Source organism: Capsulimonas sp., from assembly GCF_039929585.1.
In the GTDB taxonomy this organism is placed as follows: domain Bacteria; phylum Armatimonadota; class Armatimonadia; order Armatimonadales; family Capsulimonadaceae; genus Capsulimonas.
This window is the reverse complement of record NZ_JBDSQY010000042.1, coordinates 15887-32233: the sequence shown is the minus strand read 5'-3', so window position 1 is coordinate 32233 and position 16347 is coordinate 15887. Positions and strand designations below refer to the sequence as shown.

General features: G+C 59.5%; 15 protein-coding genes. 7 read left to right on the top strand and 8 right to left on the bottom strand.

Going from position 1 to position 16347, the window contains the following annotated elements:
- Nucleotides 1-130: 130 nt before the first annotated feature.
- Nucleotides 131-2140, bottom strand: coding sequence for a beta-galactosidase (locus tag ABIZ35_RS03000; RefSeq protein WP_348218388.1), 2010 nt, complete (start codon nt 2138-2140; stop codon nt 131-133).
- 161 nt (nt 2141-2301) lie between these two features.
- Complete coding sequence (locus tag ABIZ35_RS02995; protein ID WP_348218387.1) at nt 2302-4314, bottom strand: hypothetical protein; 2013 nt, start codon at nt 4312-4314, stop codon at nt 2302-2304.
- 94 nt (nt 4315-4408) lie between these two features.
- On the opposite strand from ABIZ35_RS02995, the gene ABIZ35_RS02990 reads away from it, so the two are divergent.
- Nucleotides 4409-5125: a metallophosphoesterase gene (locus tag ABIZ35_RS02990; protein WP_348218386.1), complete on the top strand. Its 717-nt coding sequence runs from the start codon at nt 4409-4411 to the stop codon at nt 5123-5125.
- On the opposite strand, the gene ABIZ35_RS02985 is transcribed toward ABIZ35_RS02990, so the two are convergent.
- The 5 genes from ABIZ35_RS02985 to ABIZ35_RS02965 all read right to left on the bottom strand — a co-directional run bounded on the left by ABIZ35_RS02985 (nt 5007) and on the right by ABIZ35_RS02965 (nt 10543).
- Entirely contained in the window at nt 5007-6404 is a 1398-nt protein-coding gene (locus tag ABIZ35_RS02985) for a M14 family zinc carboxypeptidase (protein WP_348218385.1), read from the bottom strand. The two genes, ABIZ35_RS02990 and ABIZ35_RS02985, sit on opposite strands and share 119 nt — an antisense overlap.
- Nucleotides 6404-7537, bottom strand: a complete 1134-nt coding sequence (gene alr, locus ABIZ35_RS02980; RefSeq protein WP_348218384.1) for an alanine racemase — start codon at nt 7535-7537, stop codon at nt 6404-6406. Before alr ends, ABIZ35_RS02985 begins: the two co-directional genes overlap by 1 nt.
- Nucleotides 7534-8592, bottom strand: a complete 1059-nt coding sequence (locus ABIZ35_RS02975) for a M14 family zinc carboxypeptidase (RefSeq protein WP_348218383.1) — start codon at nt 8590-8592, stop codon at nt 7534-7536. Before ABIZ35_RS02975 ends, alr begins: the two co-directional genes overlap by 4 nt.
- Nucleotides 8593-8927: 335 nt before the next feature.
- On the bottom strand, nt 8928-10079 hold the full coding sequence (locus ABIZ35_RS02970) for a peptidoglycan bridge formation glycyltransferase FemA/FemB family protein (RefSeq protein ID WP_348218382.1): 1152 nt from the start codon (nt 10077-10079) through the stop codon (nt 8928-8930).
- A 119-nt stretch (nt 10080-10198) separates the two neighbouring features.
- Nucleotides 10199-10543 (bottom strand): hypothetical protein, encoded by a 345-nt coding sequence (locus ABIZ35_RS02965; protein WP_348218381.1) that lies wholly within the window; start codon nt 10541-10543, stop codon nt 10199-10201.
- A 182-nt stretch (nt 10544-10725) separates the two neighbouring features.
- On the opposite strand from ABIZ35_RS02965, the gene ABIZ35_RS02960 reads away from it, so the two are divergent.
- On the top strand, nt 10726-11547 hold the full coding sequence (locus ABIZ35_RS02960) for a hypothetical protein (RefSeq protein ID WP_348218380.1): 822 nt from the start codon (nt 10726-10728) through the stop codon (nt 11545-11547).
- Nucleotides 11548-11580: 33 nt separating this feature from the next.
- Here the strand turns inward: ABIZ35_RS02960 and ABIZ35_RS02955 are convergent, their stop codons facing one another.
- Nucleotides 11581-11994 (bottom strand): hypothetical protein, encoded by a 414-nt coding sequence (locus ABIZ35_RS02955; RefSeq protein WP_348218379.1) that lies wholly within the window; start codon nt 11992-11994, stop codon nt 11581-11583.
- A 113-nt stretch (nt 11995-12107) separates the two neighbouring features.
- Between ABIZ35_RS02955 and ABIZ35_RS02950 the strand changes: the two genes are divergently transcribed.
- From ABIZ35_RS02950 to ABIZ35_RS02930, 5 genes are all read left to right on the top strand, one after another.
- Nucleotides 12108-12566, top strand: coding sequence for a hypothetical protein (locus tag ABIZ35_RS02950; RefSeq protein WP_348218378.1), 459 nt, complete (start codon nt 12108-12110; stop codon nt 12564-12566).
- 40 nt (nt 12567-12606) lie between these two features.
- Entirely contained in the window at nt 12607-12840 is a 234-nt protein-coding gene (locus ABIZ35_RS02945) for a hypothetical protein (RefSeq protein ID WP_348218377.1), read from the top strand.
- Nucleotides 12827-13240 carry a PIN domain-containing protein gene (locus ABIZ35_RS02940; protein ID WP_348218376.1) on the top strand — a complete coding sequence of 138 codons (414 nt, stop codon included), beginning with the start codon at nt 12827-12829 and terminating at the stop codon, nt 13238-13240. The genes ABIZ35_RS02945 and ABIZ35_RS02940 overlap by 14 nt, the downstream gene beginning before the upstream one ends.
- A 104-nt stretch (nt 13241-13344) precedes the next feature.
- A complete protein-coding gene (locus ABIZ35_RS02935) occupies nt 13345-15609 on the top strand; it encodes a M60 family metallopeptidase (protein ID WP_348218375.1) in 2265 nt (754 codons plus the stop codon).
- 13 nt (nt 15610-15622) lie between these two features.
- On the top strand, nt 15623-16069 hold the full coding sequence (locus tag ABIZ35_RS02930; protein ID WP_348218374.1) for an SMI1/KNR4 family protein: 447 nt from the start codon (nt 15623-15625) through the stop codon (nt 16067-16069).
- The last annotated feature ends 278 nt before the right edge of the window (nt 16070-16347 follow it).

The following is a 16347-nucleotide window of genomic DNA, read 5'->3' as shown; positions in this document are numbered from 1 at the left end:
ACTCCTCACGGCCACGTGACGAGTGAATGGATGATAATTATCAGCACCCCTTTTACCCTGCGAAGCAGCTTGTTGGGAAAAAGGGCGGGTGCCCTATGGGCGGACGCTTTAGCGCCGGGGGAATAGGTTCCTAAACCTCCGACAAAACCCCCACCCCATACGCGCCCAACTCCAGCATTCCCTCCACTTCCTCCCCAGTAATCAATTCTCGGAAAATTCCGGCCGGCAAAGCCACGGGCGCTGGAACGGAGTTGTGGTTGAGAATATAGACGAGAGCCTCGCCCGACGGCAGGGTCTGCTCGGTAACTTCGACGCCATGCGGAGGCCGCGCGCCCAGCGGCGGCTGGATTTGCGCCTCATCCAGCACGATCTGTAAGAATGAGCGCAGCCCGCCGGCGGCGAGGGCCGTGGCGAGGTAGTAGGCTTTGCCCTCGCCGAAGCCGTTGACGGTGACGGCGGGCATTCCGGCGTAGAAGTCTCGCTCGTACCGCGCCAGAACTTCCGCGCCTTCCGCGTGGATCAGATCGCAAAGCATGCCGCAGTCGGAAATGGACCCATCGGCTTCGAAACATACGGAGTTGGATTCGGAAGGAGACAGTACGTCGATTGACTCCGCCCAGATTCCCAGCAGACTGCGCAGCGGTCCGGGATAGCCGCCCGGGTGCACCAGATCGGTCTCATCGACGATGCCGCTGAAGTAGGTCGTCACCAGCACGCCGCCAGCCCGAACATACGCCTCTAAACGCTCAGCGACGCCCGGCTTTACCATATACAAAACGGGCGCGATGAGGAGCTTGTATTTCGAAAGGTCGGCGTCCGGGGAGACGACGTCCGCGACAATCCCCAGGTCGTGCAGCGCGGAGTAATAGCTCTGGGCCTGCGCATGGTACTTCAGATCGACGCTGGGACCGCTGGAGTACTCGATCGCCCACCAGTTGTCCCAATCGAACAGCACCGCCGCCGGCGCCTCGACGCGCGCGCCCAGCGTATTCTCTCCCAGCGCCTCCAGCTCGGCGCCCAGAGCCGCCACTTCCTGAAAGACGCGGGCGTCGCTGCGTCCGGCGTGCTCCACTACCGCCCCGTGAAACTTCTCGCATGCGCCGCGTGAGCGCCGCCACTGGAAGTACATAATGGCGTTCGCCCCATGCGCCATCGCCTGATACGACCAGAGACGCATCACGCCAGGGCGTTTTAAGGAATTGTACGCCTGCCAGTTCTGCTGCGAAGGAGTCTGCTCCATCAGCATCCAGGGCTGGCCTTCCTTGCAGCCGCGCATGAGACTGTGGTTGAAGGCGATCTCTGCGGGAGTCGCGCCCCGCTGTGGGTACGAGTCCCACGAGACAAGGTCTAACTCGCGGCCCCATCGATGGTAATCCAGCGGCTTGAACGGCCCCATCAGGTTTGTCGTGACCGGGATATGGGGCGTGATCTCTTTAAGAACGTCACGCTCGGCTTTAAAGCAGTTCAAAAGGCTCTCGGATTGAAATCGATCGTAGTCGATGAGCAGCGACTGCATTGATCCCTCGCCGTTCTTCGTCGGCGGCTCGATCTGCGACCAGTCCGTATACGTGTGTCCCCAGAACGTCGTATTCCAGCGCCGGTTGGTCTCCTCCAGGCTCCCATAACGGTTCGCCAGCCAGAGACGAAACGCCGCCCCGCACTGATCGCAGTAACAGGGGTTGCCGTACTCGTTGCTCACATGCCACACGAGCAGTCCGGGATGGGCGCCGTAGCGCTCCGCCATTCGCCGCGCAAGGTTCGTGGAGAGACGCCGAAAATTGGGAGAGTTCGGGCAGAACGTATGCCGGTTACCATGGCGCTGCCGCACGCCATTTACGTCCACGCGCAGGATGTCCGGGTACTTCTGATCCATCCAGGCGGGGACGGACGCCGTCGCGGTCGCCAGACAGAGGCCGACGCCGCCCAAAGTAAGTTTTTCGATCACACGGTCCAGCCACTCGAACGTAAACGTCTCTTCGTCGGGCTGAAGGCTCACCCAGCCGAACACGGGCAAGGTCGCGACATTCACATGGGCCAAGCGCATGAGGCGAACATCGTCGTCCCAAATCTCCTCCGGCCACTGTTCGGGGTTATAGTCTCCGCCATGGAGAATGCGGGGAAAGAAGATATCGCTAGTCATGGAGTGTCGTCCCTTGGAACCGGAATTAAAAATCGATCGCGACGCGGAGCGCCGGTCTATTTTAACGCGGGATGAAGGAAAATGCAAGGCGATTCGGCCGGAATAGCGATTTTACTATCCCGGCCTAGTCGCGTGGGGTGAGAAGGGGGGCGCTCGCCGATTTACTTCAGAGTCGGATCGTCGATAATCAGCAGGTATGGATAGTCGGCGGCGGTGACGGTGATTTTGGCGGCCTGACCGCCGGCGCTTTCGAGCGTGAAGGGAACGGTCTTGTCGCTGATCGGATCGTATACCGTGATGGAGGCTTTTTTGCCGGAGAACCCGTCCAGGGTCAGCGTGAACTTCTCCGGATCGAGGGGCTTCATCACGTCGCGGGTCATCACGTAGTACGGAATAACGAACCGATGGCTGTTGACTTGAAACGGCAGGAAGGCGAAGACGTCCCGGTCGTAGAGATCGGGATGCTCGGACGTCCCGTCGCCTTTGAACTGGGCGTGATCGTGCGTATCGGAGATGGAGATGAGCGAGATCGGATGCGTCTTGGTCAGGCTGGGATCCAGTCCATTGTTCATCTTCGCGACCATGCGACTCGTGGCCGCCAGGGCCGGCGCCGTGTAGGAGGAATCGTCTGCGGGATACTCGGCGTCTTTCTTCAGCGCGAGCTCCACGAAGTTCGCCTGAACGATCCCCAATTCTTTGTCGCCCAGTTTGCGATTATTGGACATGGCGGCGTAGAGATCGACTTTCGAGACGCCCTTGTTGAGGAAGAAGCTGTAGAAACGAAGCGTCGTCTTCGCTTTCACCAGCAGCGCCGTTTCATTGGATACGCTGGGATTGTCCACACCGGCCGAAACGTTGGTTTCGGTAATCCAAACGGTCGTCGGCTTGACAGTCCCGTTAACAGTGCGGCTCAGACGGCCATGGGCGGTCTTACCGACATTGTTCGTGATCGGTCCCATGTCGCGCACGATGTTCTCGGTTTGAATACTCGTGGCGTTGTATTCTGGAAACAATGCATCGTACGTCGGCACATAGGGATCGATCTCGTACTTCGCGTTGAGGTTGTTTCCGCGAGGGTTGTTCTTGGGGTAGGACCGGCGCGGCGGGTATGGATGTTTGTCGATCGCGGCGACACGGGCAGGCTCCTCGGAAGAGGCCGACCAGGGCATGGTGTTGGCGAAGCCGTCGCCGATCTGCACGCCGCTGAACTCCGACGTATGATCTTCCGCGACATCGGCCGTCGCCTTGACCAGATTCGTGTAGATCGAGCGTTCATTGTAATCCTGATATTTGCTCGGTTTATCCGGATAGTAGTTGTTGATCGAAAGGTATTTGCCGCCGAATGTCAGCTCGTTCCAGACCTCCAGATCGAACCCCTTGTCTTTAGCGTCCGTCGTCCCAAGGGCGTCGCTGACAATCTTGGTCACGCTTTCGACATACTTTTGCCAGCCCGCGACTGTCTCCTTGTAATCATCCGTGTCTGGTTTGGAGAAGGGGCGATACTTCAGCGTCGCGACCTGAACAGTGGCGCCGGCGGTCAGATCCTTCGGCACAGGCTTGGCGAGAGTGAGGGTATTGCCGTCGATCTTGGTGATCAGCTGCTCTCCCATGACATAACCGACGATATTGCTGAGGCCGCTGTAACCGACCTTGAGGCCGCTCGTGTCCTTCAGCTGGACCGTCATATCCCCTGTGTGTGCGTCCGCCGCCAGCACCTGCTGGGTCAGCTTATACGGACAAGGGCCGGCCTGGTGGGCGTTCAGCAGAATCAGAGGACGGATTCCGTACTTCTTGAAGGCTGTAAGATTGGCGAGGACCTTCTTTTCCTGGGCCGGGATGATCTTGGTCTCGTCGTCATAGCTCATCAGCCCCCACCCGATTTCGACACGCGCATGATGGATCCCGTGACTGGCGAGCATCTTCGCGATCATGTCGGGATTTTCGTAAATGACGTTGAAGACCGCGCCCGTTCCGTTGACAAAAGTGGAGGCGGGAACCGTGGGACCGTAGGAGCGCCACGGCTGCGCCCAATGCGACTGCGACCCGAAGGGGACTTTGGTAAATTGATCCGGGTCGATGTAGGGCCCGCTCAGCGATCCCGCGTTTGCGCAGCCCTGCGCTCCCGCGACGGCGATCGCCGCCAAAAGCGCGGCGAGGGTCGATCTCTTGTTCATCAGCTTTATCCTTCGTACTGGTATAATGACTAGTTACCCATATTCTTCCATACTTCGGAATAGGCGACAACCATTAAGGAGAAGTTCCCTGGAAATGTACGATGTCATTGGCGATGTCCACGGCTGCCTGGACGCGCTGAAGCGATTGACGGCCGCACTGGGCTATGACGCCGCCGGCGAGCATCCCGAAGGACGCTCCCTGGTATTCGTGGGAGATTTGATCAACCGAGGCCCCGATTCGGCGGGCGTACTGCGCCTGGTCCTCGGCTGGTGGCGGCAAAAACGAGCGCTGACCGTGATGGGCAATCACGATGTCATCCTGGCGAAGTGGCTGAGCGGCATTCCGCTGGAGCCGGGGCGCGGAGGCCTGGACGAAACGATCCGGCAGATCGAGGCGCAGCCGGACGCCGCCGATTTCAAAGACGAAATCAGGGCGCTCCTTGCTGACACACCCTTGGTCCGTATTCTTGACGAAGGACGCTTGATTGTGGCGCATGCGGGGATCGAGGAGCCAATGATCGGCCGGGAGGACGATCCGGAGGTCCGTCGCTTTATTCTGTACGGGGACGCCACCGGCAAAACCCCGGAGGGGAAGACGCTCCGGCGAGACTGGGCGGCGAGCTATCACGGAGCCGCGTTCATCGTCTACGGCCATACGCCGCAGCAGCGCGCGGAGATCCGGCACAACACCGTCAACGTAGACACAAGCGCCGTTCACGGCGGTCGGCTGACGGCGCTGCGCTGGCCCGAGCAGACGCTGGTTTCGGTGGCGTCAAACTATAGCGTGGCCGATCCGAAGGACGCGTCTTAAGCGAACGACGGGCGGGTGACGCCTTTTGCGCGCGACGAGTAACGGCGGACGAAACCGCGCCCCGAGCCGCCTCCGGCTGGACCGTCGCCGCAGCCCAAACGCGACTGCCGGGAACATCGCGCAGCCAGGATTTGCGGCAGTACCGATAGCGCTTCGCTACGGGAGATGCATCTATGGCGGCGCGTCCCTGAGACATGGCCCAGAGCGCCACCGCGAATGCAAGAATGCTGGGGAGCCACAGAGGAGTGCGCCGGGGCGTATGCGCGGCGACTGCCGCCGCCTTCGGCTTCGCAGGCGCGAAGAGCTGCCTGTCCGCAGCGGCGGACTTGGCCTCACGGTCGCCGCCGATATTCTCCAGTGCATCCAGCCGCGCCTGCGTCCCGCTCATGGAAAGATGGGTCGCCAGCGCGTGGATCAGTCCCACATACACGCCCTGCCGGCGCACGAAATCACCCACATCGCCTGGATCTCCGGAATGCGTTTCGACCAGCAGCGACGCGATGTTCTGAGAAGTAAAATATCGGTGCGCTAATCGTGGATCGGCCTGCGGCCCATAGGCGGTGGCGTTGATTTGGAACCCGTTTTGCGCGAGCGCCATGGCGGCGGCGGCCTGCATCTCTCGCGCCGCGCCTCCAATCGCGCTGTCCCGATCCCGATCGGCTTCGATACAGTTCGCGTTATAGGGATCGTCACCGTCCCAGTTATGCGCATCCACAACCACGTGCGCCCCCAGCTTTTGGGCAATTGCCTTCACGGCGCGCGTTTCCGGCTGCGTGAAGGCGCTCCAGTCGCGGTTCAGGTCCGCGCCCGCGCCGCTGCGGCGGGTGTTCGCATCGGCGCCGTCGGGATTGACCATGGGGATAAAGTAAAACGTCGTTTGCCGAAGCTGCGCGCGCAGTTCCGGCTCTTTGCCATGCGCGAGGCGGCTCAGCACGCCGAGCACGGCTTCGGTGCTGGCGGGCTCGTCGCCGTGCTGGCGACAGAGAAACAGCACGCGCACTGTCTTGTCCGGACTGACGCCCGGTTCGCCGGCGCGCACCATCCACAGCGTCTTGCCTTGAGAAGATTTACCGATCGAAGCGAGGGAAAGCAGAGGACTGGCGGAGACGTCTGCGCGCAGCTCCTTGGTCATGGCCGCATAGGATGTGACGAGCGAGGCAATCGGCTTCGTCATCACCGGCGACGCGTCCGGGCTGACGGGAGCCGCAGACGACGGAAGTTGGGCCGTCCCCGCCGCAACCAGCAGGGCTCCTATTTTCCAGCACTTTCGGAAACTCATTACTCTTCATATCGGCGCGGCAGCCGCGAACTGGAGGTCACCCGCCGCGCAGGCACGATCACCTCGTCTCCCACGGCGACATCCGTCAAATTGGTCACATCGACCGAGCAGAACTGCATCGCCACACGTCCGACCACGGGGAAGCGCTTTCCCCGGATCGTCACGGTGTTTTGCGCGCCCGGTTTCATCAATCCTCGCACCAGCGCTTTCAAACCGCGTTTGCCGGAAGCAACGCTGCCGGGGACGACGGTGAAACCGTCTGCGTAGCCGATCGGCAGGACCGCCAGCGTCGTGGCCCGCTTCGTCACGAACTCGCCGCCATACCCCACGGCGGTCCCGGCGGGAACGCGGCGCACGGAAACGACGCGTGTTTTCAGTTTCCAGGAGTCGCGCAGCTCCAGACGTTTGGGAAGCGAGGCTGAGGGATACTGGCCGTAGAGAATGGTCCCCGGCCGCACGGCGTCCATCCAGTAGTCTGAGCCAAGCAGAACACCAGCCGAGTTCGCGCAGTGGCGCAGCCCTGGATCGATCCCCGCATCTTTCAGATTTTTGAGCACGGACTGAAAGACGGCCAGCTGCTTACGTGTCGGCGCTTCGTCTTTGTCCAAGGCATTGCCAAAGTGCGTGTACACTCCGGCCAGCGTCACATTCGGATCGACGGAAATAGCGCGCGCTAAGTCAACGGCCTCTGAGGGCAGTACGCCAAGGCGCCCCATGCCCGTATCGACCTTTAGGTGAACACTGGCTGTTTTTTGAACAATGGCGGCGGCTTTGGAAATGCCGGCCAAATTTTCGGTGTCGGCGACGGTCAGGGTAATGTCGTTTTGGATCAGCGCTGCCGCCTGATCATGCATCGGCGGCGCAAAGGCGAGGATCTCGGCGGCGACACCGCTGCGGCGCAGTTCCAGCGCTTCTTCTCCCGTGGTCACGGCGAAGAAATCCACTCCCGCCGCCGCCAGCACGCGCGCCGCTTCGGGCGCTCCGTGGCCGTAGGCGTTCGCTTTCACCACCGCAATCACGCGCGGCGCGGGTGTGGCTTCGCTCAGCAGTTTTTGGATCGCCCGCACATTGTGCGCCAGCGCCCCCTGGCTCACCGACACCCAGCTCGTCGCCGATAATTCGTCGTCCGTCACGGTCCCTCTCTCTCGCCCTCATCGCCCATGGTCGGCGCGGGGGCGGCCAGCGTTTCATCCGAGGCGGGTAGCTGCTCTTCCCCTGCCACGGCGGGAACCTGCGGCGCAAGCCCCGAGGGGATGGTGAAGCCGCGCGCCTCTGCTTCCGAAAGCAATTGATCGCGCTCGCCGGCCAGATCCCGCAGGATCACTGTCATAAATCGCTCGTGCGCCTCGGCGCGGGCGGCGACGCTTCGTCCGCCGCCATTGGATCGGTTCGTCTCAAACAGAATGGTCGGCACGCCGCCTTTGACGTTCTCATAACGGTGCGCGAGCCGCGCCGGATGCCCGTCATCGATCACGCAGCTGCGGGTATGAAAGCCCTCCGACGCCATGGAGAGCTGCACGATCTGCTGTGTCCCCATGCAGGAGTCGACTACCTGCGGCATCGCCCGCCCCAGGGGTCCGACGGTTTCGGTAAAGTCACCGCGCGAATCGCTGGGATACAGTTCGTGCTGGTCGGTCATCAGGTCGGGATGGAGGCGAAACACAGTCTTGTAGATCGCCCGCGTTTCCGGCTGCGTGCGTTTAAGCCAGTCCCGATTGAGATCGACATCACGCGCGTTATGCCGTAAAAACTTCTCGGAGCCATCGGGGTTCGCCATCGGCACGATGTAAACCGTGACATGTTTCAGCGTGTCGGCCAGGGGATCGTCCGGTCCCGCCTTCACGAGTTTTGCCGCGAAGCTCAAGGCCGCCTCGGTGCTCGCCGGCTCATGCCCATGCTGGCGGCAAAGGTAAAAGACTTTCTTCGTCTGTTCCGCCGTCACCGACGGATCACGCAGTGTCACCATCCAGAGCGAGCGGCCTTTGACGGACATTCCGATGGAGCTCAAGCCCATTCGGCCCGCGCCGTGCGCGTGGTCGTACGCCAGCATGGATTTCAGCCGCGCGACCATGGGCTGATAGCGCGTGGTCCCTGGCGGCCGGACGAGATTCTTTTCAGCATGCGTAGCCGATGGAATGATCGGCAGCAGTAAAATCGCAGCGACAATGGTCGTATGAAATCGAGGCATCGCACGTTCTCCTTCTACGGGAATACAAGTCCGTTGCGTGGAGTGGCTCTTCCTTGAACACCTCACATTGATTATCGGCAGAATTACCAGGGTTTTTCAGGCTCCCAGATATTCGGCCTGCGAACGCCACGGGTATGAAACCCATGGCTGGGAGCGGCCAGAGCCGCTAAGCGTCCGTGCCGGACGCAAATGCTACTGGCCGTTGACCATTATTCTTCCGTCCGGCACGGACGGTTAGCGCTTCGCTCCCAGGCGTGGGTTTCATACCCGCGAACCGAATGCCCTGGCGTCTGCGTATCATCCCATTGTTTCCAACGGGATCTACGCGTCAGCTTTTATTTCCCGCCGCTCTTGATCTTCCGCACCCAGCGCTGTGCGGTCGGCTTGCCGTTTGTATAAGCCCAGTACGCGAAGGGCTTATACACGAGATCGAACTCGCCGAGGTACTCGACGTAGCGGCTTCCAAAGCCTTCTTTAAAACGATTGAGACCTTGCAGATGATCTTCTTTTTCTAACTCGGAAGACGATTCCCCCTCTTGTTTACGTCGCGGGCTGACGCCCCGGAAATCGTACCACGTGCAGCCTTGCTCTTTCGCCCAGCGGATCATCGCCCACTGCATCGCGTAGTTAGGCATCACGTTGCGATGTTCGTTAGACGATGCGCCGTAGACGTACCAGGATTTGTCGCCGATGATAAAGCACAGAGCGCCGGACAGACGCTCGCCTTCATACTCCGTGAGGAAAAGCTTGGCGAGGCCGGCGGGAACGAGGTTGTCCCAGATCGTCTCGAAGTAGCCGAGACCGCGCGGGCGGAAGCCGTCGCGCTCGCCCGTGATCTTCATCAGTTCATTGAAGACCTTGAGATCGTCGCGCGTCGGGTTATCGACCAGGCGCACGCCATGCTTTTCGGTGGATAGCTTGATATTGCGACGCGCCTGCGATTTGCAGGCCGCGAGAATTTGCTCCAGGCTGCGACCTGCAAGGTCCAGCTGCATCACGCAGCGCGGCTGCGTGCCGCCGAAGCCCTGCGGATCGGCGTCGGGCGGCGGCGCGAAGCCCTGCGCCTTCAGCAACTCCGCGACATCCTCGCGCTCGATCGGAACGGCGGGATCGATCTTGAGAAACGCCGCGCCTTCTTTTTTGCCGCGCTCTTTGATGGCGGCCAGCAGAGCCTTCAGCGCTTCGGCGTCCGTCCAGTCCTTGAGCAGAGGACCGCGCGGCGCGTAAAAGAAGTTGCCGACCACGGGGAGTTTACGGCAGAGAATGGCGGCGCCGCCGACGATCTCATCGCCGCGAAAGACGCCATAGCGGATCGGGCGCCAGTCCGCGCCCTTCACCCCGCCCCACTCCCAGGCCTGCAAAACATCGCCTTCCGGCACGGCGCCGACAAAGTTATCCCACAGCTCACGGTCTTCGGGCTGGGTCAATTCTCGCACGGCGACAGCGGCGCGCGAGGCAGTGGAAATCGGGGTGGCGGGTACAGTCAAGCGAATGGCGCTCCAGTTCAAAAACAGGGGTTGGAATCGGAGTCAGTTTAGCACACGGGGAGTGGGCTGTCAACCGGCGAGCGCGGACGGAGAGAGGCCCGCGCGTCGCCGAAACGCTCTTAGGAAGCAGGCGTATTTTGCAGATCGCGGATCGCAAGCTGGGTGTTATAGAGCAGCGCCTCAATGGTCGAATGCTTGTCTTCCAGCGGCAGATCCGTATGCAGCAGCATCACGGCGTCGGTCGCCGCCACGGCGTTGTTCGCAAAGAAATCCGGCGTTCCCGGCGTCTCCACCGCCTTGGGATCGATCCGATCCTTCAGACACTTATTCATCCGCTGCGCCGTCTCTGGGCTTTGATCCTCACCCGAAAGCCACTGATCCGCCCAATAACCAAACTCTTCGTCCTTTTCCCACTCACGCGCGAGGGTAATCAGCGCGCGGATCTGCTCGTTCAGTTCATCCATGAAAATAGTCTCCCTATGCCAATACTATTCCAACCAAACGAGGACGATGAAACGCGGTCAAAATCCCCTCAAGATTACCAGGTTTTCCACCGAAGATAAAGGTAGATCTGAACAATCTCCTTTTACTCGCCGGGCGCCAACGCGCCCGGCTCTTTTTTTGCGCCTCTATGCTAGAATCCTTTATGGACAACACCAACCACGGTACGCCGCCGCCTCCATGCCGCCTGCACGGGTTTCTCGCCGCCGAAGCGCCGGTCGCGGTCTTGCTGCGGCGTGGTCCCGCCAAGAATGTACAGATGATCAAGTGGAATACCGGGTCAGACACATTCGAGCTTGGCCAATGGCTCAAAGGACGCGTTTACGAAGACCGATGCGATCTCTCACCCGATGGCGCCCTGTTCTTTTACACGGCAGGCAAGTACGATGGAAAGCATCAGGACGACCGCAAAATCGGCTCCTACTATGGCGTTCTCAGCCGACCGCCCTACTTCACGGCGCTCACGGTCTGGAGCGCCTGGAGCAACGGCCCCGCGTACTTCCTGAGCAGCAAGCTCTTGATGATCGGGCGCAGCCAAGTCTCCGATGTGCAAAAGCGGCAGATTCCAAAGCGAGGTCGGTTCCCGGCTGGCCTGCATGTAGAGACATTCGCACACGAAAACAGCGCCTCCATACACCAACGGCATTTGGAGCTTACCGGCTGGAAATCCGTTCTTGAAAATGAAGTCTACGAAAAGCCGTTACCGACGTCAGACGCGACACTGGTCAAAACAAAACGAATGCAGGGATATTCCTACACGCTGCGAACACCCTCCGATCTTCTCATACTGACAGGAGTCGATTGGGCGGATGTCGACCAGCGCGGGCGGTTGGTGTTTACGCGAGATGGTAAGGTATTCGCTTGCAATTCGATGGAAAACGGGCTTGACGGCGCCATTGAACTCGCAGACTTCAACAGTTCTACATTCGAGCCACTCGCCGCGCCGGAGTGGGCGAAGGCGTGGTGACGCCGGGCGCAACCGCGCCCGGCGTCGTGAGGGTTAGGATCCGGCCTTTTCCCCGTAGTACTCGCTGATGTGCTCGTAGACGTGATCGGGGAATTTCAGGTCACGATAGAGATTGCCGGAGTCGGGATCATCCGGCTTGGGAACGATCGGGAAGTCTTGTTTTGACTGATAGTCCAGCAGTTTCTCGCGCTTGGGCGGGTTGTAGTCGTGGCCCTGTACTTGCAGATAGAGCGCGCAGGCCTCTTCTTCGCTGAAGTCATTGTCCTGCTGCAAGAGGCGTACGACTTCGTCTTCCGGCAGGAAGTGCCGCGCCACCATCGCGAAGACCAGCCGGCCGTAGTGGCCGATATCCTTGCCTGCGTCCAGCGAATCCAGCAGATGCGCCATGACATCGCTCTTGCGCAGATCGTCTAATGCATTCTTCTCCACTTGTTTTGTCGCCATCATTCCATCCTCCAAACCAGGTCGTTCTTGATAACGAGATTTTAACCAAGGCAGCGCAATATCAAACATTTGTTCGCGGCAATTTGCATCGTGTGGATACCAGGTACAATGGCGATGTGGAACAAGAAACATCGCAGTGGAAACTGCCGGACGAAGAATGGCGACGGATTTTGACCCGGGTGCGCAAAGACCCGAATATACTCGGAGATAACGCGTACGTACGTGTGGAGACCGATCCGGAAACGAGTGTCGAGGAACTGCACTTCTTCGCCACTCCGAACAATGCGCCCGATGGCTGGCGCTATGCTTTCCAGGAACAGATCCCAGATAACGGCCCGCTCGGCGCGTTTGTCGGCCGCGCCTGGCGTGACAGCGCCTCAGGCGACATCCAGTTCGAAGTCATCCTCTACGCCGGCGCCCAGGCCGTCAGCGCCGACTACGCCGGGGGGACAGGCAACATGGACGAGATGGAGTTCGAACAAGCCGTCAATCGCGCACTCCAGGGAACGCCCGCTGACCGGCGATGGCTGACGGAAGAGTATGGACGGCTAATCTGGCTAGGCGCGGCGCACTAAATTACGGCGTCATGGTAAAATCTTCGAGAGGAGCAACGCGATGACATACACTGTGGAATTGGACAGCGACATCGGCGACTTGATCTCAGCGCGAGCGAATCAACGCGGGTTAAGCGTCTCGGAATATTTGAAGTTGTTAGCGGAAGAAGATGTCCGCCAGAGCGACAAGAACCCGTCGTTTGGCGAGCAGTGGATTGCTGTCTTTGGAGACAGGTCGGCGGGTACAGGAACAGGCAAGTGGTCCGAAGTCGAGGCGGCTTGTGATCCTTACTGACACCGGCCCCATCGTCGCGCTTTTCGACGTTGACGATCAGCATTATCCTGCCTGCATCGAATTCGTAAAATCCATGAGACAAGGTAATTTGCTTGTACCCTCCGCGTGTTTTACGGAGGCAATGTATTTGCTCCATCGATCGGGTGGGTATCGTCTACAAGCGGACTTGTGGCGAGCACGCCGGGCAGGGCTAATTACGGTACACGAGTCCTCTGCCAACGAATACGATCGTATGGCGTCCCTGATGAAGACTTATCGGGATATCCCCATGGATCAAGCGGATGCAGCCGTTGTAGCCGCCGCTGAAATCCTGAAGATGGACATTGTCTTTACGCTTGATTCACATTTCTACGCCTATCAAACAAACAATGGCCCTTTGCGCATCGCGCCTACGAAATAATTGTAGAGAACAAAAGCCAATGACCGCTGGCTGGCGGAAGAGTATGGACGCCTAATCTGGCTAGGCGCGGCGCACTAAACTTATTTACACAAGAGGTGGTGTTTTTGATCAGGCAATTTACGTTTATCGTCTCTATTGCAGCGATTTTTACTCTGATGGGCGGCGTGTGTCATGCGGATGGATCGCATGAAGCCGATCAGAAAACACTGCTGGCCGGCGTCACGACGATCGATGCGCCGGGGTTACCAGGACCGGTTTCGGTCTTTGGGAAGGATGCTTTTCCTCTCGTCACCGGACAAGTCGGCGATGGGCTGGCGGCGACGGTCGTGGCCGCTTCTCGCCTGAAAGCGGGGCGCGTTGTCGTGTTCGGGCATCCGGGCTATTTGGATGCCGAGGCCCTGAACGCAGCCGACACGGGCGCGCTTGTGCAAAATGCGGTCCGCTGGCTGGCGAGGCCTGGCAGCCCCGTACGAGTCGGCGTTCGACAGCGGCCTGGCCTGGCCGCCTACTTGCAGGCGCACGGCGTCACCGTGGATATACTCGATGGCGCACATTGGACCGATCGGCTGAAGGACGACGCCGTTGTTTCGTGTCCGCTGGCGGATCTCGCGCCAAACGAAATCACGGCCTTGGATCGCTACCTGCGTGGCGGCGGAGGGCTGCTTGCGGCGGAACTGGGCTGGGGCTGGCTCCAGCTCAATCCGAACAAGATGTTAACGCAGCACGGCGGCAACCGCCTCCTGGCGCCCGCCGGTCTCGTCTGGTCCGATGGTACGCTCAATACGACGGCGCCGCAAGGCTATTTGGCCGGAGCGATTCCAAGCGAGATGCTCAACGCCTCGGATGCTCTCACCGTTGTGCTCGATACCCTCTCATCATCGCCTCCCAAGGGTCTTGCCCCCGCCACCCCAGCCGTTCCTAGCTCGGGACAGGCCGTGGAAACGGTTCTGCTGGCGGTCAGCAGTCTGCCGCCGGATGACAAGATCCTGCTGCCTCGTCTGAACTCTCTGAGAACTCAGCACGAAAAAGACCCTGCTCTGCGTTTGGAAACACCGCTCATGGAGCGCGATTTGGTTGAGCGTATCGCCCTGTCGCTCCAGGTTCAACAGGCAATGCAGGCGCCGGCCGCGCAGGTCCATGCTCTCCCCGCAGCCGCATCATTTCCCGGCGCCGTAGCGTCTGACGCAGCGCGCGTGACCAAGACCGTCAAGATTGACGCCAGCGTCCCCGAGTGGCATAGCACCGGCTTGTACGCGGCTCCTGGCGAACAGATCACCGTTACCGCGCCGGGGAGCGCCGTGAAGCAGGGCCTCCAGGTCCGTATCGGCGCGCACACGGATACCTTGTGGCCCCTAAATAAGTGGGAACGCGCTCCAGCGATCACGCGCGTTTTCCCTCTGAACGCCGCTCAAACCGTCGCCGCGAATGCGTTCGGGGGAGCAGTCTATATCGTCGTTCCCGATGGCTGCACCTTGGGCACAATCTCTGTCACGATCGGCCATGCCGTCGAAGCCCCATACTTTGTCAAAGGCGAAACCGATCCTGCCGCATGGCGCACAGCGATCCGCAATAATCCCGCACCCTGGGCGGAACTGCAGGGCGACAATGTGATCTTGACCGTTCCCTCGGCATCCGTTCGCGCTCTGGACGACCCGCAAGCCCTTATGGTCCTTTGGGATCGTATTATGGATGGTTACTCCGACTTTGCCGGAATCCCCCACCATCGATTGCGTCCGGAGCGCTACTGCGTTGACCGCCAAATCAGCGTCGGCTATATGCATTCGGGTTATCCCATCATGATGGGGCTGGACGTTGCGAACGATGTCGTCAGCACGCACGTAATCCTCACCAACGGCGATGGGAAAAGCAAGTCATGGGGATTTTTTCACGAGATGGGCCATAACCACCAGCAATCCGACTGGACCTTCGACGGAACCGGGGAAGTCACAAACAACGTCTTCGACCTGTACATCATGGAAACGGTCTGTGGGCTCATGTCCTCCCAGCATCCCTCCCTGTACCCGGACGCGATGCAAACGCGTCTGGAGAAATACACCCATAGCGGGAGCGACTTCAATCAGTGGAAGAACGATCCCTGGATTGCCCTGACGATGTACATCGAGCTGAAAGAGGGCTTCGGCTGGGACGCCTACAAGAAGGTCTTTGCCGAATACCGCGCGCTGCCGGACTCTGCTCGCCCCAAGACGGATCTGGAAAAACGGGATCAGTGGATGACACGTTTCTCACGCACGGTAGGCCGAAACCTCGGTCCCTTCTTCCAGGCATGGGGCGTGCCGACTTCCCCCGAAGCGAGCGCCGCGCTCAGTGACCTGCCGAGTTGGATGCCGCCGGACTTTCCTACACAGTAGGACGATTGATTTCATGAAAACTATTGACGATGTTATAGACTTGGTACGCATCGTTCCACGCGCCCCGGAACAACCACTGCCTAGCGGCGCGGACGAAAGGGAGATAGAAAGATTAGAGGATCTTCTAACCTATCCTCTTCCACAACAATTGCGTGAATGGCTATTTGTATACAACGCTCGTAATATTGGTCCTGGCGGTATTTTTGGCGTCGCTCCTGCCGAGAAGGGTCGTTTGATCGAAGAGTACTTCCGGCTTTTTCCAACTTGGTTGTCGAAAGCATGGATTCCGGTGGCTGGGGATGGCTGCGGAAACTACTATATCCTTGATGCATCCGACCAAACAAACTTCACAACTCCCATTTATTTTATTGACCATGAATACGGCTACGACGAACCGAGTTCTATTGTCGGATCACGATTATTCGACTTTCTCTGGACACTGTTACAGTCAGAATTATGACCGCATCCTCAACGATACCGCCTAATTTACGGCATATTTATGGCGGTACCGCTTTGGATCATGTAACCCACGCATGTGGGTTTCCGCGCTCTTGACAGGCGCGGTTTTAACCGCCAGCCTCGTCCGTGGTGATTGCGCCGTTCATTTGGCAAAACTCATTCTCTTCGAACGACGGCGCTTATTTTGAAGGGATCGACGCGCCTTCTTCTTCCCTTTCTCAATTTTGCATTCTTTTTTTACCGGTCCTATTTACACGAATGCGATATTACGCTATGATA